Genomic DNA, 23,270 nt, shown 5'->3' on the forward strand with positions numbered 1-23,270 from the left:
GCCCATCACTCCTCGCCCTCCCCGGGTACCTCGCCCGGCGCCGCCCGCACGACCTCCACCCGGTGTTTCTGCCAGGCGGTGGCCGGCATCTCCACGCTCTTGGCGAAGTACCAGCGGCTGAGGGCGTTGCGCAGCCGGTGTTTGCGGAACCAGCGCCAGGCCTCCGTGCCCTCGGCGCGCGGCCGGGGCGTGTCGCGCACGAGGATGCGATAGGCCTCCTCGCGGGACAGCAGGGTGTGCGCCTCCTCGTAGCCGCCACCCGCCGTGCGCCGCACCTCCGCCGTCGTCTCGCCGTCCAGCAGCCGCCGCCGGTCCGCCGCCTGCAGACCCAGACAGGCGCGTTTGGTGGCGTGGTACGTCAGGAACGGCACCACGAACAGCGCCGTACGGAAGGCACGTGTCAGCAACTCCACCGGCAGGCCGAACTTGTAGGCCAGCACGTCCTGTCCGCCCGCCATCAGCAGCACCCCGTACGCCGAGACGGCCGCCGCGCCCAGCGCGGTACGCGTCGGCTGGTTGCGCGGCCGGTCGCACAGGTGCTGCTCGGGCTGTGGGCCGGTGAGCCAGCGCTCGAAGAACGGGTAGCCGTACAGGATCAGGAACAGCACCGTGGGCAGCATCACGCCCGGCAGGAGGACGTCCCAGACGATCGTGTGTCCGGCGATGTTCGTCTCCGCCGCCGGCATCAGCCGCAGCGCGCCCTCCAGGTAGCCGACGTACCAGTCGGGCTGCGCGTCCAGCGACACATGGTCCGCGCGGTACGGCCCGAAGGCCCAGACCGGATTGATCTGGAAAAGGGCCGACATCAGGGTGAGGATGCCCGCCAGGACGAAGAACAGGCCTGCGGACTTGGCGGAGTACTGCGGGACCAGTGGCTTGCCGATCATGTTCCGGTTGGTGCGGCCGGGCTGCGCCCACTGGGTGTGCTTGTGGACCACGATGTACGTCAGATGCATCCCGACGAGGGCCAGCAGCAGGCCGGGCACCAGCAGGATGTGGATCACGTACAGCCGGGAGATGATCTCGTGCCCCGGGAACTGGCCGCCGAAAATGAAGAACGACAGATATGTGCCCACGACAGGGATCGACAGCACGATGCGCTGGGAGGTGCGCAGACCGGTGCCGGACAGCAGGTCGTCGGGGAGCGAGTAGCCGCAGAAGCCCTCCAGCAGGGACAGCAGGAACAGGGTCACCCCGACCGTCCAGTTGACCTCCCGAGGCCGCCGGAACGCGCCGGTGAAGAAGATCCGCAGCAGGTGCACCCCGATCGCCGCCACGAACACCAGCGCCGCCCAGTGGTGCACCTGCCGGACCAGCAGGCCCCCGCGCACGTCGAAGCTGATGTGCAGCACCGACGCATACGCCTCGGAGGTCATCGTGCCGCGCAGCGGCAGATACGAGCCGGTGTACGGCCGTTCCGTCATGTCCGGGTGGAAGAAGAACGTCAGCCAGACGCCCGTCAGCACCAGCACCAGCAGGCTGTACAGCGCCAGCTCGCCCAGCAGGAAGGGCCAGTGGTCCGGGAACGCCTTGCGGAGGAACTCCTTGCCGGCCGAGGCGACCGGCAGCCGCTTGTCCAGCGCCGACACCAGGCGCTCACCGCGTCCCTCGTTCCGGACCGACCGCCGCTCCTCGGACACCGCCACCGCGCCCGCCTTCCGCCCGTGCCGGGCCCCTCACTCTCGGTTGCTCTGTCCCGAGCCTGGCACGGGTGCCCTTGCTCCGCTCGCTCGAAACGGCACGGTCGGACGGGGTACCCGGTGCCGTTGTCCGTTTGCCCGGACCGGCGCGCGGCTACCCGGCGCCCGGACAGGTGTCCCGGTGTGAGGAGGCCGGCGTGGTGAACGTGGCCGATATGCTCGCCGTCCGGCTGCGGGCCTGGGGCGCGGAGCGGGTCTACGGCGTGCCGGGAGTGGAGGTCGATCCGCTGGTCGGCGCCCTCGGCGGCGGGCCGGCGGCGCCGTGGTTCGTGCAGACGCGTGGCGAGGAGTCCGCCGCCCTCATGGCGTGCGCCGACGCCAAGCTCACCGGCCGCCTCGGCTGCTGCCTCGCCCCGCCCGGCGCGGGCGCGCTGCGGCTGCTGGGCGGGCTGTGGGACGCGGCGGCGGACCGGGCTCCGGTGCTCGCCGTCGTGGGGGACACGGCGAGCACCCGTCGTCCTGGCGGACGGATCGTGCGCCATCTGGCGGAGGTCTGTGTCTTCTGCGAGGAGGTCTTCGCGCCGGAGCTGATGGGTGACGCCCTGAACCGGGCCGTGCGGGCCGCGCTCACCGACCGGGGCGTCGCGGGCCTCGTCGTACCCCGCCATGTCCTCGCGGCGCCGGCGCCCGACGGGCCGGACGGCGCGGTACCCGTCGACTTCCGCCCGCCGGTGCGCACCCCGGCGAGGGGGACGTCCGGCGCGCGGCCGAAGTTCTGGACGGCGCCGGGAAACCGGCCGTGGTCGTGGGCAACGCGGGGCGCGCCGCGTCCGGGCCGGCGGTGGGCGTGGCGGCGCTGCTCGGCGCGGGTGTCGCCACGACGGCCCTGGCCCGTGACGCCCTGCCCGGCGACCTGCCGTACCTCACGGGCGTGGCGGGCACCCTCGGCAGCGAGGCCGCCGCCGCGCTGCTGCGGGACTGCGACACCCTGCTGCTTGTCGGCGCGGAGGACCTGGACCCCGCGCTGGTGCCCGGCCCCGACCGGTGCCGGATCGTCACGGTCGATCCCGAACCGGCCGACTGCCCCCTGGACCGAGCACGTGCGGCGGTGCGGGTCAACGGCGACGCCACCGCGGCCCTCGAAGCGCTCATCCCGCTGCTGCACCGCGCCGCCGACCGTACCTGGCGCACGCGGGTCGAGGACGCGGTGCGGGCCTGGCGGGCCGAGGGACACACCAAGGCCGGCCGCTACTTCGGTACGTCCGTCAACCCGCGTGCCGTGGTCGCCGAGCTGTCCGAGCGGCTGCCCGACCGGGCCGTCGTCGTCACCGACTCGGGGACCTCGCTGGACTGGTGGATCCGCCACCTCCGGCTCCGGGGCGGGATGCGCGCGCTGCTGTCCGGCCGGCTGGCCATGCCGGGCGCGGCCGTGCCCTACGCCGTCGCCGCCCGCTTCGCCGCCCCCGACCGCCCGGTCGTCGCCCTCGTCGGCGACGGCGCCTTCCAGAGCGGCGGCCTGAACGAACTCATCACGGTCCGCCGCCATTCGGACCGGCTGGCCGGTCTTCCCCCGCTGGTGTTCTGCGTGCTGAACAACGGCGACCTTAACCGGCTGACCTGGCAACGCCGCGCCGCGGCCGGCGATCCGCTGATCCCGCTGTCCGCCGAGGTCCCCGCCATGCCGTACGCCGAGTGGGCGCGGCTGGCGGGTCTGCCGGCGGTCCGCTGCGACCGGCCCCGGCACGTCGCCTCGGTCTGGGCCGACGTGCTCGCCCAGCCGGGGCCCACGGTGCTGGAGTTCGTGGTGGACGGGGAGACCCCGCCCGACTGGGCGTCCGGCGGGGCCCGGACGCGCATCGCGGGCACGGGGGAGAAGCGCCGCCCGACCGCCTTGGACAAACCCTTTCGGATACCCGGCTGATCCGGCCTCATTCCCGTCTCCCCGGGTGATTTTCATGATCGTCGAAGGTTGGCCGAATGCTTTGTCCGAGCCGGTGCAGTCGGGTTAACCTGCGGCGTACTTTCTCATCGTGCACGTCCGTGAACTGCGGAAATGCACATGCCAGCCGCCGGGTCAGGCCGTGTGCCCGGCAGTGGTTCCGAGCCTTCCGCACGAGGGCTCCTGGGGAGTGGAACGAGGGTGTGCATGGCCGGCAGGGCTAGCGGGACGACGGACGTGGTCCCGGGCGATGAGGAACTGAGAAGACTGCTCGCGGGGCTGACCGCGGTGCGCGACGGAGACTTCGGCACCCGGTTGCCGGACGACTCCACCGGGCTCATGGGGGACATCGCCACCGTCTTCAACGGCATGGTCGACCAGTTGTCCGTGTTCACCTCCGAAGTCACCCGCGTGGCCCGCGAGGTGGGCACCGAGGGCACCCTCGGCGGGCAGGCACGGGTGCCCGGGGTCTCCGGCACCTGGGCCGACCTGACCGACTCCGTCAACGCGATGGCGGGCAATCTCACCACCCAGGTCCGTGACATCGCCCAGGTCGCCACGGCGGTGGCCAAGGGTGACCTGTCCCAGAAGATCGACGTCGACGCGCGTGGCGAGATCCTTCAGCTGAAGGAGACCGTCAACACGATGGTCGATCAGCTTTCGGCCTTTGCGGACGAGGTGACCCGGGTGGCCCGCGAGGCGGGCACCGAGGGCCGGCTCGGCGGACAGGCACAGGTTCCCGGCGTCGCCGGCGTCTGGCGCGACCTGACGGACTCGGTCAACTTCATGGCCGGGAATCTCACCGCCCAGGTGCGCAATGTCGCCCAGGTGACGACGGCCGTGGCGCAGGGTGACCTGTCCCAGAAGATCACGGTGGACGCGCGCGGCGAGATCCTGGAGCTGAAGAACACCATCAACACGATGGTGGACCAGCTCTCCGCGTTCGCGGACGAGGTGACCCGGGTGGCCCGCGAGGTCGGTACCGAGGGCCGGCTGGGCGGCCAGGCGGACGTCAAGGGCGTCAAGGGCACCTGGCGGGACCTGACGGACTCGGTGAACTTCATGGCCGGGAACCTGACGGCCCAGGTGCGCAACGTGGCCCAGGTGGCCACGGCCGTGGCGCAGGGTGACCTGTCCCAGAAGATCACGGTGGACGCGCGCGGCGAGATCCTGGAGCTGAAGAACACCATCAACACGATGGTGGACCAGCTCTCCGCGTTCGCGGACGAGGTGACCCGGGTGGCCCGCGAGGTCGGTACCGAGGGCCGGCTCGGCGGGCAGGCGCAGGTGCGCGGGGTCGCCGGCACCTGGAAGGACCTGACCGACAACGTCAACGTGATGGCCTCCAACCTCACCGGCCAGGTCCGTTCGATCGCCCAGGTCGCCACCGCCGTGGCCAAGGGCGACCTCTCGCAGAAGATCACCGTCGAGGCCAAGGGCGAGGTCGCCGCCCTCGCCGACGTCATCAACACCATGGTCGACACTCTGTCGGCGTTCGCGGACGAGGTGACCCGGGTGGCCCGCGAGGTGGGCACCGAGGGCCGGCTCGGCGGGCAGGCCCACGTGCCCAACGTGGCCGGTACCTGGAAGGACCTGACCGACAACGTCAACTCCATGGCCAACAACCTCACCGGCCAGGTGCGCAACATCGCGCTGGTGACGACGGCCGTGGCCAAGGGCGACCTGTCGAAGAAGATCGACGTCGACGCGCGCGGCGAGATCCTCGAACTGAAGACCACCATCAACACGATGGTCGACCAGCTCTCCGCCTTCGCGGACGAGGTGACCCGGGTGGCCCGCGAGGTCGGCACCGAGGGGCGGCTCGGCGGTCAGGCCGAGGTGGAGGGCGTCTCCGGCACCTGGAAGCGCCTCACGGAGAACGTCAACGAACTCGCCGGGAACCTCACCCGGCAGGTGCGTGCCATCGCCGACGTGGCCAGCGCCGTCGCCGAGGGCGACCTGACCCGGTCCATCACCGTCGACGCCTCCGGTGAGGTGGCCGACCTCAAGGACAACATCAACTCCATGGTGGAGTCGCTGCGCGAGACCACCCGGGCCAACCAGGAACAGGACTGGCTGAAAACGAACCTCGCCCGGATCTCCGGCCTCATGCAGGGTCACCGTGACCTGCCCGTCGTCGCCGAACTCATCATGGACGAGCTGGCGCCCCTGGTCCTGGCCCAGTACGGGGCCTTCTACCTCGCCGAGGACGGCCCGTCGGGACCCGGGCTGCGGCTCGTCGGCTCCTACGGCAGGCCCGAGGAGGACACCCGGCCCGCCGTCATCCCGTTCGGCCGCTCCCTGGTCGGCCAGGCCGCGCGCAGCCGCCGTACCATCGCGGTGGACGAGCTGCCGCCCGGCTACGTCACCATCTCGTCCGGACTCGGACGGATCGAGCCGACCGCGCTGTTGTTGCTCCCCATCGTGTTCGAGGAGCAACTCCTCGGCGTCATCGAGCTGGCGTCCGTCACCCGGTTCACCGCGGTCCAGCGGGACTTCCTGCAGCAGCTGGTGGACACCATCGGCGTCAACGTCAACACGATCGTCGCCAACGCCCGCACCGACGAACTCCTGGAGGAGTCGCAGCGGCTGACCAGTGAACTGCAGTCGCGTTCGGCGGAGTTGCAGATCAGGCAGGAGGAGCTCCAGCAGTCCAACGCCGAACTGGAGGAGAAGGCCTCGCTGCTGGCCGAGCAGAACCGGGACATCGAGGCGAAGAACCTGCAGATCGAGCAAGCTCGGCAGGAACTCGAGGCGCGGGCCCAGCAATTGTCGCTCGCCTCCAAGTACAAGTCCGAGTTCCTCGCCAACATGAGCCATGAGCTGCGCACCCCGCTCAACAGCCTGCTCATCCTCGCCCAGCTGCTCGCCCAGAACCCGTCGCGCAACCTCACCCCGAAGCAGGTGGAGTACGCGGGCATCATCCACTCGGCCGGCTCGGACCTGCTTCAGCTGATCAACGACATCCTTGACCTGTCCAAGGTCGAGGCCGGCAAGATGGACGTCACCCCCGAGCGGGTGTCGCTGAGGCAACTGCTCGAGTACGTCGAGGCCACCTTCCGGCCCATGACCTCGCAGAAGAGCCTGGAGTTCACCGTCAGCACGGCCGCCGGCGCACCCGCCGACCTGCTCACCGACGACTCCCGGCTGCGGCAGATCCTGCGCAACCTGCTGTCCAACGCGGTGAAGTTCACCGAACAGGGCGGTGTCGAACTGCGCGTGGAGCCCGCTGCCGACGACGAGGTGCCCGAGGAGGTGATGCGCGGCGGTGCGGTCGTCGCGTTCCGCGTGAAGGACACCGGCATCGGGATTCCGGAACAGCAACTGGAGTCCGTCTTCGGCGCGTTCCAGCAGGCGGACGGCACCACGAGCCGCAAGTACGGCGGCACCGGGCTCGGCCTGTCCATCACCCGGGAGATCGCCCACCTGCTCGGCGGCGCCGTCGCCGTCGACAGCACACCGGGCAAGGGCAGCACCTTCACACTCTTCCTGCCCGTCGCCCGGCCCGACTTCGACACGCTCCTGCGCAGTGGACGCACGGCGCCGAAGGCGGCCGAACCGGAGCGAACGGACGGAGCGACCGGGGGAGAGCCGACGGCAGCGGCGCCGCTCGGCAGTGGGAAGAGGCAGCGTGCGCGCCGGCTGCTGGTCGTCGAGGAGCGGCCGCGCGGCCTGCTGACGCTCGTTGCCGAGAGCGTGGTCGGCGACCTCCGGCACAGCCGCGCCGACGGCGCCGGCGTGGCCGTCGACATCATCACCGCGGTCGGCGCCCAAGAAGCGGCCGGCGCCCTCGCTGCCGAGCCGTGCCACTGTGTCGTCGTGGACCTGGGGCTGCCGGACGGGGAGTCGGCCCGGTTCCTCGAGGCACTGCGCGCGGACTCGGCTCTCTCGGGCGTCCCCGTGCTGGTGCACAGCTCCCTGCGTGCCGAGCACCCGGCTGGGGAGCCGGGCGGCTCGCTGGAGTACCTGTCCAGCCTGGACGAGCTGCGGGAGCGGATCGCCTTGCACCTGTCGGCCGAGGAGCCCGGGGAGGTGCTCACCCTGGTCCGCACCGAGGAACCGCAGCACGCGGCGGCGGACTTCGCCGACGAGCACACCCGCGGCCGTACCGTCCTCGTCGTCGACGACGACGCGCGGAACCTGTTCGCGCTCAGCGGCATCCTCGAACTGCACGGCTTCCGCGTCCTGCACGCCGACAACGGTCGCAAGGGCATCGAGACGCTCGTGAACAACCCGGACGTCGAACTCGTGCTGATGGACGTGATGATGCCCGAGATGGACGGGTACACGGCAACGGCCGAGATCCGCAAGATGCCGCAGTACGCCGACCTGCCGATCATCGCCGTCACCGCCAAGGCGATGCAGGGTGACCGGGAGAAGAGCCTCGCCTCCGGCGCCAGCGACTACGTCACAAAGCCGGTGGACACCCATGACCTCATCGCCTGCGTCCGGCGTTGGCTCCCCGCATGACGGCGGCGACGACACCGCTCACCCGCCCGTCCGCAGGCCGAGGAGTACCGAACCGGTGAACCGCCATGAACCGCCGGCCGGAGCGGACGCGCCGACCGGCGCGCCCGCTCAACTGCCGGCCGTGGACACCATGACGGCCGACGTTCCGGCGACGTCGCCGGTGGGCAGGCTCGCCGCCACCGTGGAGCGGCTGCGCCGCGAGGTGCGGTCCGCGCAGGCGGAGGCCGAGGGCCGGGCGCTGATCGAGCTGGCCAAGGGCATCCTGGTGGAGCGCCTGGGCTGTGGCCCCGCCCAGGCCGCCCGCCAGCTCGCCGAACTCGCCGAGCAGGCCCAGGTGACCCCGCTGGAGTTCGCGGTGGACGTCATCAACCAGGCGGCCCGGGACCGGGTCACGGAGGTCAGCGAGGCGTTCCTGTCCGTCGCCGCGGACCCCGCCGGGCCGGTCGAGGAGTCGGCCGCCGTACGGCTGCGTGCCGCCGAGAGCGGCGTCCTCGCCGCGCCCGACACCCAGGCGATGGCCGACTCGCTGCTCGACCACGCCCTGCGCCCGCTCGGCGCGGTCGCCGTCGCGATCTGGGCTGCCGGCTCCGACGGGTCGCTGACCCTGGCGGGCAGCGCCGGATTCCCTGCGGCCGAGGCAGCCCGCTGGCGCTACGTCCCACCCGACGTGGCCACGGTGGCCCGGCGCGGCCTGACCGAGCCGGACGGGCAGTGGCTGCCCTCGCTCACCGCCTCCGGGCTGCCCACGATCGGCCGACGGGACTACGCCGACGGCGCCCGGATCGCCGTACCCGCGGGTGCGGGCGGGCGGATCCACGGCGTCCTGGAGATCGCCTGGCCGGGACCCGAGGAGCCGTTGCCGCGCCCAGTGGTGCGGCAGGTGGAAGCGCTTGCCGAGCTCTGCGCGCACACCCTGGAGACCTTCGTACTGCCCTCCGCGGCCACGCAGGAGCTCCGGGTGCTGCCCGACGTGGTGGAGCTGATGGACCTGGCGGACGGCCTGCACGACCCGGCGCTGGTCCTGGTGCCGCACCTCGACCACACCGGGCAGCTCGTCGACTTCCGCATCCAGCACGTCAACAGCCGCTTCCTCGACCCCGCGGGACGGCCGCGGGCCGTCGTCGGGGGCGCCCTGCTGCTGGAGGCCTATCCCATGGCCGCCGGCTCCAGCGAGCTGTTCCAGCGCGTGGAGCGGGTCTACGCCACCGGCGAGCCGTTCCGCGCCAGTCGTATGCGGCTCACCGCGCTGGTCGACCAGGTGCCGCTCTCCGCGGTCGCGGACATCAGCATCAGCCGGCACGGCTGCAGCGTGCTGCTCATCTGGCGCATCGAGGACGAGGCCGCGCGGCTGGCCAGCCTGCTGCAGCACGCCCAGCGGCTCGGGCGGATCGGCGGCTTCGAGGAGAACCAGCTGACCGGTGAGATCACCTGGAACGGCCAGCTGTTCAACCTGTACGGGCGCCCGACCACCAGCCCGCCGGTCCCCCTGGAGGACCTGCCCGCCCACGCCCACCCCGACGACGCCGTCACCATCGGCCGTTTCCTGCGCGCGCTGCTGCACCACCGCAGGCCGGCGTCGGCCGCGTTCCGGCTGCTGCGTCCGGACGGGGTGACCCGGCACATCCGCGTGGTCGCCGAACCGGTCCTCGACACCGGCGGTCAGCTGCTCGTCGTCCGGGGCGCCTACCAGGACATCTCGGCCCAGCACTGGACCGAGGTCGCCCTGGCCGCGACCCGCGACCAGCTCGCCCAGACCGAGCAGCAGGCCCACGAACGCAACAGGCTCACCCTCCAGCTCCAGCACGCCATCATGCCGCCCGCCCAGGCACCGCTGCGAGTGCCCGGCCTGCAGGTGGCGGTGCGCTACCGACCGGCCGAGACCGAGCAGCTGGTCGGCGGCGACTGGTACGACGCCGTCGTGCTGCCCTCCGGGCTGGTGCTGCTGTGCGTGGGGGACGTCGCCGGGCACGGCATAGAGGCGGCCACCAGCATGGTCGTGCTGCGCAACGCGCTGCGCGGGCTCGCCGTCACCGGAGCCGGTCCGGCCCAGCTGCTGGCCTGGCTGAACATCGTCGCCCACCATCTGACGGGTGCCGTCACCGCCACCGCCGTCTGCGGCCTGTACGACGGCGAGCGCCGGACCCTGCGCTGGGCGCGCGCGGGCCATCTCCCGCCGGTGCTGGTCCGTGAGGGGGACGCCACCGCGCTGCCCGCGCTCAAGGGACTGCTGCTGGGCGCCCTGCCGGAGGCGGTGTACGAGGAGACCGAGGAGCAACTGGCCGCCGGGGACACCCTGCTGATGTACACCGACGGGCTGATCGAGCGCCGGGACCGCTCGGTGGAGGAGTCGCTGTCCCATCTGCTGGACATGGCGCGCTCGGCGCCGACGACCCTGGACCAGCAGCTGGACCGGTTGCTCACCTACAGCAAGTCGGACACCGACGACGACACCTGCATCGTGGGCATCAGGGTCGGCTGACCGCGGGGCCGGTCTCCCCGTCGGTGAGCGGTACGGTGACGGTGACCCGCTTGCCGCGGGGGAGCCGGGTCACCTCCAGGTCGCGGGAGATCATGGCGACGAGGTGCAGTCCATGGCCGCCGACCCGGCCGGGATCGGGCGGGCGGCGCCGGGGTGGCTCGGCGGAGGTGTCCGTCACCGTGATCCGCAACGCCGCGGCGTCGGGCAGCAGTTCCAGGCACAGGGCGCACGGGCCGGGCGCGTGCTTGGCCGCGTTCGTGACCAGTTCGCTGACGACGAGCTGGGCATCCTGAACCGAGCGTCGCGCGAGTGCGGGCCGGGCCCGGGAGAGCAGGGAGGCGACGGCGTCTCTGGCGTCGCCGATGCTGGTCACGCCGGTGTCCCAGGTGCGGCTGTAGCGCAGGGGCGCGGAGCGCGCCTGCGTCGTCGCGAGGGTCCTGAGCGAGATGTCCATACGTCGTTGCCCTTTTCCTCCGGGATCAGGGTCCCTTCCTGCGCACACGGGGGTCGTGCCGTCCTTGCCCGGTTACCCGCTGAGCCATCGGTCAAGGGCACGTTCGCGGGGAATCCTCCGGTTGCGCAGGCCCCCCTGGTGAGGGGCCGCGGCCGTGCGAGGCGCACGGGCACGGGCAGCGGAAACGATCCCCCGTACACGGCGGAACGGGCCCGGGAGGCCAGCGTCCGCTGGGTTTCCCGGACCCGCTCGGAGTCGAACAGCCGCCTGAACCGGCATGCGTCAGTGCTTGAAGGTGTCCTTGGCCTTCTCCTTGGCCTGCCGCGCGTCTCCACGGGCACCCTCCATGCGCCCTTCGGCCTCCAGGCGCTCGTTGCCGACCGCGCGGCCCACGGCCTCCTTGGCCTTGCCCTTGGCCTGCTCGACCTTGCCCTTCGCCTTCTGGTTGCCAGCCATCGGTGTCACATCCCAACGTGTTCGCGGTGTCTGGACGACATTCGGCTTGCCACTGGGACGCCATCCAAACCAGTAACCGGACCCGTGACTACTTACGTTTGGTTGAACAGTCCAAACTGATAAGCCTATCGTTAGTACCCATGGACACGGTTGCACTCGCCGCCGCGCTGCGGCTGGCCATGGGCCGGGTCGTCCGCCGACTGCGGCAGGCGCACGCGGTCGGGGACGTGACGCTGTCCGGCGCCTCGGTGCTGGCCCGGCTGGCCCGCACCGGTCCCGACTCGCCCGGCTCGCTGGCCGAGCTGGAACGGGTCCGGCCGCAGGCGATGGCCAGCACGCTCACGGGACTCGAACACCGCGGACTGGTGAGCCGTACCCCGGACGCGGCCGACCGCCGCCGGGCCATCGTGTCGATCACCGACGAGGGACGGACCGTGCTGGAACAGCGCCGCTCGGAGTCCGTGAGCCGCCTCGCGCACGCCCTGGAGGAGTTCACCCCGCAGGAGCGGCAGACCCTGCACGATGCCCTGCCCCTGCTCGACCGGCTGGCGGAACGACTGTGACCGGCCCCGCCTCCGCCCCGCACGGCTCCCCGGCCGGCGGTCTGCGCGCCCGGCTGCTCGCCCGCTCCGCCCGCCTGCGCGACACACCTCCGGGCCCCGGCTACAAGTGGGTCGCCCTCTCCAACACCACGCTCGGCGTGCTCATCGCCACGATGGACGCCTCCATCGTGATCATTTCGCTGCCGGCGATCTTCCGTGGGATCGGCCTCGACCCGCTCGCGGCCGGCAACATCGGCTATCTGCTGTGGATGATCCTGGGCTATCTGCTCGTCTCTGCCGTCCTGGTGGTCGTCCTCGGCCGGCTCGGCGACATGTTCGGCCGGGTGCGGATCTACAACCTGGGCTTCCTGGTCTTCGCCGGCGCCTCCGTCGCTCTCTCCCTCGACCCGTTCCGGGCGGGTGCGGGCGCGCTCTGGCTGATCCTGTGGCGCATCGTGCAGGCCTTCGGCGGCTCCATGCTCACCGCCAACTCGGCCGCCATCCTCACCGACGCCTTCCCGGCCCGGCAGCGCGGCATGGCCCTCGGCGTCAACCAGATCACCGCGCTCGCCGGGCAGTTCCTGGGCCTGCTCGCCGGCGGCCTGCTCGCGGCGGTGGACTGGCGGGCGGTGTTCTGGGTGAGCGTCCCGGTCAGCGTCACCGGCACCGTGTGGTCGTACCTGAGCCTGCGCGAGACCTCGGCCGGCGGGCGCGGCCGCATCGACTGGCTCGGCAACCTCACCTTCGCCTCCGGCGCCGGCATCCTGCTCGCCGGCATCACCTACGGCATCCAGCCCTACGGCGGCCATGCCACCGGCTGGACCAACCCCTGGGTGCTCACGGGCCTGATCGGCGGCGTGTGCCTGCTGCTGGTCTTCTGCCTCGTCGAGACGCGGGCCGCCGAGCCCATGTTCCGGCTCTCGCTGTTCCGGGTGCGGGCGTTCGCCGCCGGCAATCTGGCCGCCCTGCTGACCGCGATCGCCCGTGGCGGACTGCAGTTCATGCTGATCATCTGGCTGCAGGGCATCTGGCTGCCGCTGCACGGCTACGACTTCGAGGACACCCCGCTGTGGGCGGGCATCTTCATGCTGCCGCTCACCTTCGGCTTCCTCGTCGCCGGGCCGGTCTCCGGCTATCTGTCCGACCGGTTCGGCGCGCGTGTCTTCTCCACCGCCGGACTGGTGATCGTCGCCGCCTCCTTCCTCGGCCTGCTGGCCCTCCCGGTGAACTTCGAGTACGGCCTCTTCGCGACGCTGCTGCTGCTCAACGGCCTGGGCCAGGGCATGTTCTCCTCGCCCAACACCTCCTGCGTCATGGGCAGCGTGCCGGCCCGCCACCGGGGCGTGGCCTCCGGCATGCGCGCCACCTTCCAGAACTCCGGCACGGCCCTGTCCATCGGCGTCTTCTTCTCCCTGATGGTCTCCGGCCTCGCGAGCACCCTGCCGAAGACCCTCAGCAGCGGACTCCAGGCGCACGGCGTGCCCGCCGGGACCGCGCACGAGGTGGCCGCGCTGCCGCCGGTCAGCACTCTGTTCGCCACGTTCCTCGGCAACAACCCGATCGGTCATCTGCTCGGCTCCGGTGGCACCCTGGGCCACCTGACCGCCGCCCAGCGGGCCGGGCTGACGGGCCACACCTTCTTTCCTGAGCTGGTCTCCGGACCCTTCCACCACGGTCTGACCATCGTCTTCACGGTGGCCGCGGTCATGTCACTGGCCGCCGCGCTGGCCTCCGCCCTGCGCGGCGGCCACGAGCGCGCCGACGACGACACCCGGCAGCCCGGGCCGGACCCGGCCGGGGCCCGGCCCACACGCACCTCGTCCTAGCCGGCGCAGGCCCGCAGCGGATAGTGGTCCGACAGATCGGTGTAGGTGTACGACGTGCCCCAGCTGGTCACGGTCCAGGGCGCCGACTCCTCCTGGACGACCTCGTTCGTCCACCTGGCGGGACGGGGATGGCCGGCGCGGGGAAGGACGTAGTCGAGGTCCTCGCGCGGATCGCCCGGGTAGCGGTAGCGGGCGATGGAGTTCTCCTGGGTGTCGAACGAGTACGGGTGCCCGGTGCGCGCGTCGGCCCCGGTCAGGCCGGCGTCGGCGAGCATCGAGGTGTACTCGGCGCTCCGCGAGTCGACGTTGAGGTCTCCCGCGACCAGCACCTCCTCGTCGGCCGGGATGTTCTTGGCGTCCAGGAAGGCGTCGATCGCCTGGAACTGGCGGCTGCGGTCCCGCGCCGCCTCACCCGCGGCGCAGCCCGAGTCCGTGGACTGCGTATGGGTGCCGATCACATGAACCTTGGTTCCGTTCACGTTCAGCACCACATAGGCGAAGCCCTTGTTGGACCACCAGTCGGAGCCGCACGCGTCCTTGTAGACGTACTGTTCCCGGTGGAGGATCGGCCACTTGCTCAGGACGGTGACCCCGCCGTCCTCCGGCGTGGTCGAGGAATACGCCCCTCCGGTCGCGTCCCAGCCGGTGCGGCTGCGCCCCACCACCGGTGTCTGGTAGGGGTATGCGGCTGCCGCCGCGCTCTTCAGCGCGTCCGAGGAGGAGTTGTCGAACGCCTCCTCCAGCACCACGACGTCGTTGCCCCGGAAGAAGGACGCCTTCGGTATCTCGGCGGCCCGGTGGTCCTGCCCCCAGTTGGGGTAGAGGTTCTTGCTCATCAGGAAGACGTTGTACGTCAGGACCTTCAGCGCGGGTGCCGGTTCGGCGGCGGCTGCGGGCGTCGGGCCGGCGAGCGCGGCAGCGGGCAGGGCGAGGGCGAGCACGGCAGCGGCGAGTGCGCGGCGCGATGCGAAGGGTGTCACTGGATCTCCCTGTCGGACGAAGGGGGCGAAGTGGCGCCGCACATCAAACCACCCGCGATTACCCACAGGTAACACCTGAGCACATACCAGTTCGCTCCCGGACCTCCGGTCAGTGGGCTGTCGGGAACGCTCGACGCCCCCGCCAGTGCGCCGCGGGCGGCTGGGCGGGGCACGCGGGGCGGGTCAGTGCTCGTGCTGCCGTCGTACGAAGTGCCATGCGACAAGAGCCGCGACCAGGACGGCGGCGGCGATCAGGACGTAGAGCTGGTAGCGCGAGATCTCGTCGTAGACGGTCGTGATGTGCCGGCCCGCCAGGTAGGCCAGCGTCGTCCACAGACCGACCCACAGGGCGGCGCCGAGTGCGTTGAAGGCGAGGAAGCGGCGCCAGCGCATGCCGGTGGTGCCGGCGATGATGCCGTTGGCCTGGCGCAGGCCCTCGATGAAGCGGGCCACGGTCACGATCTTGCCGCCGTGCCGGCCGAAGAACGCCTCGGCGGCCTGGAACCGCTTCGGCGTCAGAAAGACGTACCGGCCCCACCGGTGCACGAAGGCCCGCCCACCGACCCGGCCGATCAGATAGCCGACGTTGTCCCCGGCGACGGCCGCGATGAACGCGACGACCGCCACGGCGACGACGTTCAGCCGCCCTGCGCCCGCATACACCCCGGCGGCCAGCAAGATCGTCTCGCCGGGCGCAGGGATCCCGAAGTCCTCCACGAAGACGACGGCCCCCACGGCCCAGTAGCCGTAGTGGCCGAGCAGAGGCGCCAGGTGCGCCAGCGGACCCGGGAGCGGAGGGGCGGCCATGCCTCCACGGTACGTCGCCGCGATCAGCGGCCAGGTTCTCGCCCGGGCGGCTCACCGGCCGACGTGGCGGGCTGACGTGTGTCAGGAACCGGCGGGGTAGGTGTCCTCGTCGTCGCCGGAGGCGGGCTGACAGATGCGGCACAGTTCGTGGTCCCCGTCGCGGGTGACGACCGTTCCCCAGCCGAGGCACTGCTCGCAGTCGCGGGCGAGGGTCAGATCGGGGTGGGGAGGCAGAAGGGGGCTGCGGTGGGCTCCGTACGCCATGCGGTGAGCGGCTCCTCGAAGTCGCGGGACGAACGCGGGGGAATGAGAGGCAGGGGACAGTGGCCACCCGATGACAACGCTGTCCGAGCTACCTCCATTATGTCCTACTTTTTCCTTCTGTCCAGGGTTTTCTGACACGCGGTGCCAGCTGTTCGAACCTACGAACTTGTCGCATCCGGGTTACCTGGGCCGGCTGGCTTTGATAGGAAACTTTCCTACCAGTAGGCGTACGGACCAACTCGCCACCCCCCACCTCTCCTTGGAGCCCTGTGGTGCACGCAGACCGCGAAACAGCCCCCGCCCGCCTCTCCCGCCGGACCGTCGTCGCCGCGCTCGGCGCACTCGCCTCCGGTGCCCTGATAGGCACCCAGCGCGCCCTCGCCGCCCCTGCGGCCGCGCCGGGCCTCGACGACCCGGCGAAGAAGGAGATCGCCATGGAACTCGTGTCGAGCGCGGAGAACTCCTCGCTCGACTGGAAGGCCCAGTACAAGTACATCGAGGACATCGGCGACGGCCGCGGCTACACCGGCGGCATCATCGGCTTCTGTTCCGGCACCGGCGACATGCTCGATGTGGTCCAGCTCTACACCGACCGCAAGCCCGGCAACGTCCTCGCCGCGTACCTGCCCGCCCTGCGCAAGGTCAACGGCACCGACTCGCACGCCGGCCTCGACCCGAACTTCCCCAAGGACTGGCGCAGGGCCGCCCAGGACACCGTGTTCCAGCAGTGCCAGAACGACGAGCGAGACCGCGTCTACTTCGACCCCGCGGTCACCCAGGGCAAGGCGGACGGCCTGCGTGCCCTCGGCCAGTTCTGCTACTACGACGCCATCGTCATGCACGGCGACGGAGACGACCCGACCAGCTTCCGCAACATCCGCAAGCGCGCCCTGCGCAGCGCCAAGCCGCCGGCGCAGGGCGGCAACGAGACGACGTACCTCAACGCCTTCCTCGACGCCAGGGTGTGGGCCATGAAGCAGGAGGAGGCGCACAGCGACACGAGCCGGGTCGACACCGAGCAGCGGGTGTTCCTGCGCAAGGGCAACCTCGACCTGCACACCCCGCTCGACTGGAAGGTGTACGGGGACAGTTACCACATCGGCTGACGCGCGCGTGCTACGGCGTGTGCGGCAGGCCGTCGGACGCGGGCACCGGGTTCCCGGAGCCGAATGCGGCGGCCTGCCGTGCCGTGATGCGCTGGATCACGGCGACCGCCAGGGCGGCGGCCAGGAGGTCGAGAGCCTCCGTCGCCACGAGCAGGGGCAGCGACGTCCGGCCGGCCAGGTGCAAGCCCGCGAAGGCGAGCAACCCGTGCCCGGCCCAGACCGCCCACCACACGTTCACCAGCACGTTCCCGCGGCCCGGGTCAGCGCCTGCGGGCTCGCTTGCGCGCTGCACGTCGAGCACCAGCCCGCGCAGGGCCCAGAGATTGATCACCGGTATCAGCCAGGCGACCACGGCCCACCCGGCCGAGCCGCGCACCGCGTCGGGGGAGAGAAGGCCGGCGTTGCGCCGCCGGCGGGCGAACCGCACGAGGAACAGCGCGCGCCTTCAGCACCCGGACCACGTCGGCCCCGGCCGCCGCCGACACGGCGAGCGCGGTGGAAGACCTGTCTGGGGAAGGCGTCCTGTCTGGACAGCGGGACGGCGGGAAGATCGAAGCACCGGATCATGAGGCGGGGCGGACTCGCGTGTCAGGGCCCTGACGAGGAAAGATGGGCAGTGAGCGATCGACCACACCCACGCGGAGGAGCGGACCCATGCCGCACGAGCGCGCCGGCCGGCCGGCCGGTCCCGAGGACCTTGTCGACGTGGCCCGGCTGGTCACGGCGTACTACGCACTGCACCCGGACCCGGCCGACCCGGCACAGCGGGTGGCGTTCGGCACCTCCGGGCACCGGGGCTCGTCCCTGGCGAGCGCCTTCAACGAGGATCACATCGCCGCCACCAGCCAGGCCATCTGCGAGTACCGCGCGCGCCAGGGAACCGACGGCCCCCTCTTCCTCGGCGCCGACACCCACGCCCTGTCCGAGCCCGCGAAGGTCACCGCGCTGGAGGTGTTCGCCGCCAACGGCGTGACCGTGCTCATCGACAGCGCCGACGGCTACACGCCCACCCCCGCCGTCTCGCACGCGATCCTCACCCACAACCGGGGCCGCACCTCAGGCCTCGCCGACGGCGTGGTCGTCACGCCGTCGCACAACCCGCCCGCCGACGGCGGCTTCAAGTACAACCCGCCGAGCGGCGGCCCGGCGGCCTCCGACGCGACCTCCTGGATCCAGGACCGGGCCAACGAGATCATCACGGGCGGCCTGAAGGACGTACGCCGGGTGCCCTACACCCGGGCCCTCACCGCGGACACCACCGGGCGGTACGACTTCGTCGGCGCCTACGTCGGCGACCTGCCGAGCGTGCTCGACCTGGACGCCATCCGCGCGGCCGGCGTGCGCATCGGCGCCGACCCGCTCGGCGGGGCCTCCGTCGCCTACTGGGGCCGCATCGCCGAACAGCACGGCATCGACCTCACCGTGGTCAACCCGCACACCGACCCCACCTGGCGCTTCATGACGCTGGACTGGGACGGCCAGATCCGTATGGACTGCTCCTCGCCGTACGCGATGGCCTCGCTCATCGAGCAGCGCGACCGGTACCGCATCGCCACCGGCAACGACGCCGACGCCGACCGGCACGGCATCGTCACCCCGGACGCGGGCCTGATGAACCCCAACCACTACCTCGCGGTCGCCATCTCCTACCTCTACCGGCACCGCGAGCAGTGGCCCGCCGGCACGGGCATCGGCAAGACGCTGGTGTCCTCGACCATGATCGACCGGGTGGCCGCCGACCTCGGCCGTCACCTGGTCGAGGTTCCGGTCGGGTTCAAGTGGTTCGTGGACGGACTGGCCGACGGCACTCTCGGCTTCGGCGGCGAGGAGTCAGCGGGCGCCTCCTTCCTGCGCCGCGACGGCTCGGTGTGGACCACCGACAAGGACGGCATCATCCTGGCGCTGCTCGCCTCCGAGATCACGGCCGTCACCGACCGCACCCCGTCGGAGCACTACGCCGGCCTGACCGCCCGCTTCGGCGCACCGGCCTACGCCCGCATCGACGCGCCCGCGACCCGCGAACAGAAGGCCCTGCTCGGCAAGCTGTCCCCGGCCCAGGTCACCGCCGACACGCTCGCCGGAGAGGCGGTCAGGGCCGTGCTCACCGAGGCGCCCGGCAACGGCGCCGCCATCGGCGGCATCAAGGTGACCACCGACAACGCCTGGTTCGCGGCCCGCCCCTCGGGCACCGAGGACGTGTACAAGGTCTACGCCGAGTCCTTCCTCGGCCCCAAGCACCTCGCCCGCGTGCAGGAGGAGGCCCAGGCCGTGGTGCTGGGCGCCCTCGGCGACTGAGAGGCAGGGATACGGCGGCCCCCGGCGGGCGTTTGCGGTGGCCGCCGCCGGTTCAGCCGCGCCCGTGCCGCCTGTCCAGCCGGCCCAGGACCGCCTGCGCCATGGCCTGCTCGCCCGTGGCGTTGGGGTGGGCCGGGGCTGCGGGCGAGGCCGGCTGCAGCGGTTCGATCCAGCGGTCCGCGGGCGCCTTGCACATGTCGTGCCCGACCGTGGGGCCGTAGGTGTCGACGTACTCGGCCCGGTTGAGGACGGCCACCACGCGCAGCATCAGGTTGAGCCGCTTCTCGGTGTCCCGCAGGTAGGCGAAGTCCTGCTGCGCGAAAGGCACCTGCGGAAAGCAGCCGCTGCCGTCGTCGGGCAGCAGGTCCGGGTAGCCGACGACCACCACGCGCGCGTGCGGCGCCCTCGCGTGCACGGCCCGCAGCACCCGGTCGACCTTCGGCGCGGTCCGCAGCACAGCCAGGGCCAGCTCGTCGTAACCGGACGCCTCGTAGGAGCGCTCGCAGGGGTTGCCCGTCGGATCCTGGCCGGCCAGGCGGGCGCAGGTGGTCATGATCGAGCCGAACCCGACGTCGTTGCCGCCGATCTGAACGGTCACCAGATCAGTGTCCCGGCCCAGCGCGTCGAGCTGGGGCGGGTTGGTGCCCTGCGCCTGCCACATCTGGGCGGTCGTCGCTCCGGCGCAGCTGACGTCCGTGAAGGCGGTCACCTGGCGCTGTGCCGCCACCAGCGAGGGGTAATTGTGGTCGGAGCGGGCACAGCCGGCGTCCACCTGGCGCGGGATGCCGGGGCCCGAGGTGTAGGAGTCGCCGAGGGCCACGTAATCGAGGTCGCGGCCGTGTCCGGCGGGGTGTGCGGCGGCCGGTGCCGTGGCGGCGGCGACGAGCGCGCAACCGCCCAGCGCCGTACCCAGCACGGCGACCCGCCGTCGGCCTCTCGCACCGTCCGCCGGACGCGTGTCGTTCGCCATGAGTCCTCCCCCTGAGACCGGTATCTCGCGCGGGGACGGACCGTAGAACGTCCCTCGCGTGTTCGACCGGCTCTGTATACCGCCCGGTAGGTCTCGCCGACCAGAAGCGGGAAGCAACGAGTTCGGGGGCGGGTGCGCCGACGTCGTGGCGGGGGAGCAACCGGGCGGAGGCAGGGGGCAGGGGCGCCGAGGCGCGGGGGCGACTGGGCGGAGGATCGGGCGCAACCGCGCCGAGGAACCGGTGTGTTCAGCGGGCCGAGCCCGGCCGGCCGCGGGTTCGGCCGGAGGCCCGTCTCATATCTCTCGCATCTCTCACGTCTCTTGCATCAGACAGCGGGTGCCGCCGGCGAGGCGGACGTCTGCAGCAGGGAGTCGTCGTCGGGCCGGGCCCCGGAGAGACGGTGCCGGGCGGCGATCAGGGCCATGTCGGTGTCGCCCGTCCCCGTGGCCACGCACAGCGTGTACGAAATGTCCGCGAGTCGCTGCCGGGCCTGCGGGGTGCTCTTCCCGGCCCCGAGGAGGGTGAGGGTCTCGTACTGGGCGATGAGGTCCTGCAGTACCGCGGGGTGTGCCATCAGCATGGGTTCCGCCTCCCTGGGGGGTCGCCGGTGTACGAAGTCGCAAGCGCGACTACCCGCAGCGTCGCGCGGCATGCCACGGCGGCGATCACGGGGTGCCGCGCTGCCGCGGCGATGTGCCGGCCCGTATCTCCCGTCGTCACCGGCTTGCACCGATTGCCGTCGCCGACCGGGCCAACTGGCGCCCTGCGCTACCCCATCCGGTGACTTATGGCCGCCGCAGCGTTATTCGTGTCTCGGATTTCCTGATCATTCCACTATCGAGCCCTTGGGACTGACCAGCCGTCATAAAGCTCTGACCCAAGTCGAGGAGAGTGGAAAGAATGACGACATCGCCGCGACGGCGATACGTTCTGGCGTCGGCCGCTACGGTAGCCGCGCTCGCCGCAGCCACGCTGGCGAACGCGGGAGCCGCCTACGCCCAGGACCACACCACCCCGAACCCGCCGGCCCCGAAGAAGGCCGGTTATCCGCATCACCGGGAGAAGCCCGCGTACCCGGTGAAGCCGGCGTATCCGATGCATCCCGAGAAGCCTGTCACGCCGGTGAAGCCCGTGTACCCGGCTCATCCGGTGAAGCCCGTGTACCCGGTTCATCCGATGAAGCCCGCGTATCCGGTGAAGCCTGTCTATCCGGAGAAGCCTGCGCATCCGGTCAAGCCGGTGTATCCGGAGAAGCCGGCCAAGCCTGCGGTTCCGGTGAAGCCTGTCTACCCGGTCAAGCCTGCGGTTCCGGTCAAGCCCGTCTACCCGGAGAAGCCGGTCAAGCCGGTCGTTCCGGTGAAGCCCGTTTACCCGCAGAAGCCGGTCAAGCCCGTTTACCCGGAGAAGCCCGCGTACCCGGTGAAGCCGGTCAAGCCGGCTGTTCCGGTGAAGCCCGTGTATCCGGAGAAGCCTGCTTACCCGCGTAGTCCCGCAAAGCCTGTGTACCCGGTGAAGCCGGTGTATCCGGAGAAGCCGGTGAAGCCCGCTGTTCCGGTGAAGCCCGTCTATCCGGAGAAGCCGGTCAAGCCTGCTTACCCGGTCAAGCCTGCGTATCCGGTCAAGCCTGCGGTTCCGGTGAAGCCGGTGTATCCGCAGAAGCCGGTCAAGCCCGTCTACCCCGAGAAGCCTGCGGTTCCGGTGAAGCCCGTGTATCCGCAGAAGCCGGTCAAGCCGGTGTATCCGGAGAAGCCTGCGTATCCGGTCAAGCCCGTGTATCCGCAGAAGCCGGTGAAGCCCGCTGTCCCGGTGAAGCCGGTGTATCCGCAGAAGCCGGTGAAGCCCGCGGTTCCGGTCAAGCCCGTGTATCCGCAGAAGCCGGTGAAGCCCGCGGTTCCGGTCAAGCCCGTGTATCCGCAGAAGCCGGTGAAGCCGGCCGTTCCGGTCAAGCCGGTGTATCCGGAGAAGCCCGTCAAGCCTGCGGTTCCGGTGAAGCCCGTCTACCCCGAGAAGCCGGTCAAGCCCATGTACCCGCAGCGCCCGGTGAAGCCCGAGTACCCGAAGCACCCGGAGAAGCCCGAGTACCCGAAGCACCCGGAGAAGTCGTCGAAGTCGGGCGGTGAGAAGGAGTAGGAGCATGAGGCGCGCTGGGCCGCCCCGCAGGGGCGGCCCAGTCGCGCGTTTGCGTACTCGGCCTCCGGACCCGCTCCCGGCGCCGCCCTGACGCCGTAGGCCCAGGCCTCCGCCCCGCACAGAGCGAACGGTGTGCGAAGCTGCGCTGGTCAACTTGCGTACGACGGAAGGGAGCGGCCGGGATGGCCGTCATCCATCACACCACGCTCAAGCCCACAAAGCTGGAACTGCTCACCGACTGGCTGCCCACCCGCCCCTGGTACCGCGGCGGCCCGGACGCCCCGGTGCTGACCAAGTCCGGCGGCTTCCGGCTGGAGGATCCCGAGGGCGAGGTCGGTATGGAGTTCATGGTGGCCACGGACACCTCCACTCCCGAACCGACCGCATACCTGGCCGTGTTGTCCTATCGAGGTGCGCCGCTGGAGGGTGCGGAGCATGCGCTCGTCGGCACGATGGAGCACGGCGTGCTGGGCAAGCGCTGGGTCTACGACGGCTGCCACGATCCGGTGCTGGTCGGCGAGTTGCTGTCGCTGATCGAGGGCAAGGCGCAGGCGCACGCCCAGAGCATCGACGGCGCCCTCGACTCCGAGGTGGTCCGCTCCTACACCGGCGCCCCTTTCGGCGTGGACGGCTTCACCCCCGAGCCGGCCGACGACCAGGACGGCACCCGGCTGCGCACCCCGCACGGCACGGTCCTGCACCTGCATCGCGTCCTGAACCCCGCCCCCGACAACCCGCCGCAGCGCCCCGAGGGAGCGATCGGCCATGTCGCGCGCGGCTGGCAGGACCCGCAGGGTGCCGGGCTGTCGGCGGTCTTCGTGACGCTGCGCACCCCCTGACCGGCACCTGACCCGGCACGCTCACACAAAACTCCGCGCCTTCTGGCATGGCCCGGTCAAATCTGGCACTCT

The 23,270-nt window shown here is 71.3% G+C and carries 17 protein-coding genes and 2 pseudogenes; 10 read left to right on the plus strand and 9 right to left on the minus strand.

From position 1 onward, the window contains the following. Positions 1 to 5: 5 nt before the first annotated feature. Entirely contained in the window at positions 6 to 1,640 is a 1,635-nt protein-coding gene (locus tag ACIGXP_RS12890; RefSeq protein WP_399768400.1) for a cytochrome bc complex cytochrome b subunit, read from the minus strand. A gap of 215 nt (positions 1,641 to 1,855) precedes the next feature. Here ACIGXP_RS12890 and ACIGXP_RS12895 point away from each other — a divergent pair. The 4 genes and pseudogenes from ACIGXP_RS12895 to ACIGXP_RS12910 all read left to right on the plus strand — a co-directional run. After that, positions 1,856 to 2,101: pseudogene (locus ACIGXP_RS12895) on the plus strand (thiamine pyrophosphate-binding protein); the annotation flags it as partial. Between the two features lie 305 nt (positions 2,102 to 2,406). After that, a pseudogene (locus ACIGXP_RS12900) lies at positions 2,407 to 3,561 on the plus strand (thiamine pyrophosphate-dependent enzyme); the annotation flags it as partial. A 225-nt stretch (positions 3,562 to 3,786) separates the two neighbouring features. Beyond that, positions 3,787 to 8,049, plus strand: a complete 4,263-nt coding sequence (locus ACIGXP_RS12905) for a HAMP domain-containing protein (protein ID WP_399767413.1) — start codon at positions 3,787 to 3,789, stop codon at positions 8,047 to 8,049. 130 nt (positions 8,050 to 8,179) lie between these two features. Beyond that, the gene (locus ACIGXP_RS12910) at positions 8,180 to 10,528 is read left to right on the plus strand and encodes a SpoIIE family protein phosphatase (protein ID WP_399768402.1); all 2,349 of its coding nucleotides are present in this window, start codon (positions 8,180 to 8,182) and stop codon (positions 10,526 to 10,528) included. Here ACIGXP_RS12910 and ACIGXP_RS12915 read toward each other — a convergent pair. Beyond that, a complete protein-coding gene (locus ACIGXP_RS12915; protein WP_399767415.1) occupies positions 10,515 to 10,982 on the minus strand; it encodes an ATP-binding protein in 468 nt (155 codons plus the stop codon). The genes ACIGXP_RS12910 and ACIGXP_RS12915 overlap by 14 nt on opposite strands. 282 nt (positions 10,983 to 11,264) lie before the next feature. Beyond that, the gene (locus tag ACIGXP_RS12920; protein WP_191873756.1) at positions 11,265 to 11,438 is read right to left on the minus strand and encodes a CsbD family protein; all 174 of its coding nucleotides are present in this window, start codon (positions 11,436 to 11,438) and stop codon (positions 11,265 to 11,267) included. 140 nt (positions 11,439 to 11,578) lie between these two features. Here ACIGXP_RS12920 and ACIGXP_RS12925 point away from each other — a divergent pair, with 140 nt between their 5' ends. Together ACIGXP_RS12925 and ACIGXP_RS12930 are read left to right on the plus strand one after the other, a co-directional pair. Next, on the plus strand, positions 11,579 to 12,001 hold the full coding sequence (locus ACIGXP_RS12925) for a MarR family winged helix-turn-helix transcriptional regulator (protein WP_399767418.1): 423 nt from the start codon (positions 11,579 to 11,581) through the stop codon (positions 11,999 to 12,001). Positions 12,002 to 12,153: 152 nt separating this feature from the next. Beyond that, positions 12,154 to 13,806 carry an MFS transporter gene (locus ACIGXP_RS12930; protein ID WP_399768404.1) on the plus strand — a complete coding sequence of 551 codons (1,653 nt, stop codon included), beginning with the start codon at positions 12,154 to 12,156 and terminating at the stop codon, positions 13,804 to 13,806. Here the strand turns inward: ACIGXP_RS12930 and sph are convergent. From sph to ACIGXP_RS12945, 3 genes are all read right to left on the minus strand, one after another. Further along, a complete protein-coding gene (gene sph / locus ACIGXP_RS12935; protein ID WP_399767421.1) occupies positions 13,803 to 14,786 on the minus strand; it encodes a sphingomyelin phosphodiesterase in 984 nt (327 codons plus the stop codon). The two genes, ACIGXP_RS12930 and sph, sit on opposite strands and share 4 nt — an antisense overlap. 183 nt (positions 14,787 to 14,969) lie before the next feature. Then, positions 14,970 to 15,593 carry a DedA family protein gene (locus tag ACIGXP_RS12940; protein WP_363219651.1) on the minus strand — a complete coding sequence of 208 codons (624 nt, stop codon included), beginning with the start codon at positions 15,591 to 15,593 and terminating at the stop codon, positions 14,970 to 14,972. A gap of 81 nt (positions 15,594 to 15,674) precedes the next feature. After that, a complete protein-coding gene (locus ACIGXP_RS12945; protein ID WP_399767424.1) occupies positions 15,675 to 15,857 on the minus strand; it encodes a hypothetical protein in 183 nt (60 codons plus the stop codon). 269 nt (positions 15,858 to 16,126) lie between these two features. Here ACIGXP_RS12945 and ACIGXP_RS12950 point away from each other — a divergent pair, with 269 nt between their 5' ends. Beyond that, positions 16,127 to 16,963, plus strand: a complete 837-nt coding sequence (locus ACIGXP_RS12950) for a chitosanase (RefSeq protein WP_399767426.1) — start codon at positions 16,127 to 16,129, stop codon at positions 16,961 to 16,963. Between the two features lie 10 nt (positions 16,964 to 16,973). On the opposite strand, the gene ACIGXP_RS12955 is transcribed toward ACIGXP_RS12950, so the two are convergent. Further along, positions 16,974 to 17,390, minus strand: a complete 417-nt coding sequence (locus tag ACIGXP_RS12955) for a DUF4328 domain-containing protein (protein WP_399767428.1) — start codon at positions 17,388 to 17,390, stop codon at positions 16,974 to 16,976. Between the two features lie 227 nt (positions 17,391 to 17,617). On the opposite strand from ACIGXP_RS12955, the gene pgm reads away from it, so the two are divergent. Then, a complete protein-coding gene (gene pgm / locus ACIGXP_RS12960; protein WP_363220418.1) occupies positions 17,618 to 19,258 on the plus strand; it encodes a phosphoglucomutase (alpha-D-glucose-1,6-bisphosphate-dependent) in 1,641 nt (546 codons plus the stop codon). A 52-nt stretch (positions 19,259 to 19,310) separates the two neighbouring features. On the opposite strand, the gene ACIGXP_RS12965 is transcribed toward pgm, so the two are convergent. After that, complete coding sequence (locus ACIGXP_RS12965) at positions 19,311 to 20,228, minus strand: SGNH/GDSL hydrolase family protein (RefSeq protein WP_399767432.1); 918 nt, start codon at positions 20,226 to 20,228, stop codon at positions 19,311 to 19,313. A gap of 326 nt (positions 20,229 to 20,554) precedes the next feature. Further along, a complete protein-coding gene (locus tag ACIGXP_RS12970; protein ID WP_399767435.1) occupies positions 20,555 to 20,809 on the minus strand; it encodes a DUF5133 domain-containing protein in 255 nt (84 codons plus the stop codon). A 320-nt stretch (positions 20,810 to 21,129) separates the two neighbouring features. On the opposite strand from ACIGXP_RS12970, the gene ACIGXP_RS12975 reads away from it, so the two are divergent. Beyond that, positions 21,130 to 22,359 carry a hypothetical protein gene (locus ACIGXP_RS12975; protein WP_399767438.1) on the plus strand — a complete coding sequence of 410 codons (1,230 nt, stop codon included), beginning with the start codon at positions 21,130 to 21,132 and terminating at the stop codon, positions 22,357 to 22,359. A gap of 182 nt (positions 22,360 to 22,541) precedes the next feature. Next, positions 22,542 to 23,198 carry a 1,4-alpha-glucan branching protein gene (locus ACIGXP_RS12980; protein WP_399767441.1) on the plus strand — a complete coding sequence of 219 codons (657 nt, stop codon included), beginning with the start codon at positions 22,542 to 22,544 and terminating at the stop codon, positions 23,196 to 23,198. The last annotated feature ends 72 nt before the right edge of the window (positions 23,199 to 23,270 follow it).

The organism is Streptomyces sp. NPDC053069, from assembly GCF_044546895.1.
Taxonomy (GTDB): Bacteria; Actinomycetota; Actinomycetes; order Streptomycetales; family Streptomycetaceae; genus Streptomyces.

Bases quoted from the DNA above. Each gene is read 5' to 3' on its own strand.
- ACIGXP_RS12905 (WP_399767413.1), top strand. From the start codon at position 3,787: ATGGCCGGCAGGGCTAGCGGGACGACGGACGTGGTCCCGGGCGATGAG.
- ACIGXP_RS12910 (WP_399768402.1), top strand. From the start codon at position 8,180: ATGACGGCCGACGTTCCGGCGACGTCGCCGGTGGGCAGGCTCGCCGCC.
- ACIGXP_RS12915 (WP_399767415.1), bottom strand. From the start codon at position 10,982: ATGGACATCTCGCTCAGGACCCTCGCGACGACGCAGGCGCGCTCCGCG.
- ACIGXP_RS12920 (WP_191873756.1), bottom strand. From the start codon at position 11,438: ATGGCTGGCAACCAGAAGGCGAAGGGCAAGGTCGAGCAGGCCAAGGGC.
- ACIGXP_RS12925 (WP_399767418.1), top strand. From the start codon at position 11,579: ATGGACACGGTTGCACTCGCCGCCGCGCTGCGGCTGGCCATGGGCCGG.
- ACIGXP_RS12930 (WP_399768404.1), top strand. From the start codon at position 12,154: ATGGACGCCTCCATCGTGATCATTTCGCTGCCGGCGATCTTCCGTGGG.
- ACIGXP_RS12940 (WP_363219651.1), bottom strand. From the start codon at position 15,593: ATGGCCGCCCCTCCGCTCCCGGGTCCGCTGGCGCACCTGGCGCCTCTG.
- ACIGXP_RS12945 (WP_399767424.1), bottom strand. From the start codon at position 15,857: ATGGCGTACGGAGCCCACCGCAGCCCCCTTCTGCCTCCCCACCCCGAT.
- pgm (WP_363220418.1), top strand. From the start codon at position 17,618: ATGCCGCACGAGCGCGCCGGCCGGCCGGCCGGTCCCGAGGACCTTGTC.
- ACIGXP_RS12965 (WP_399767432.1), bottom strand. From the start codon at position 20,228: ATGGCGAACGACACGCGTCCGGCGGACGGTGCGAGAGGCCGACGGCGG.
- ACIGXP_RS12970 (WP_399767435.1), bottom strand. From the start codon at position 20,809: ATGCTGATGGCACACCCCGCGGTACTGCAGGACCTCATCGCCCAGTAC.
- ACIGXP_RS12975 (WP_399767438.1), top strand. From the start codon at position 21,130: ATGACGACATCGCCGCGACGGCGATACGTTCTGGCGTCGGCCGCTACG.
- ACIGXP_RS12980 (WP_399767441.1), top strand. From the start codon at position 22,542: ATGGCCGTCATCCATCACACCACGCTCAAGCCCACAAAGCTGGAACTG.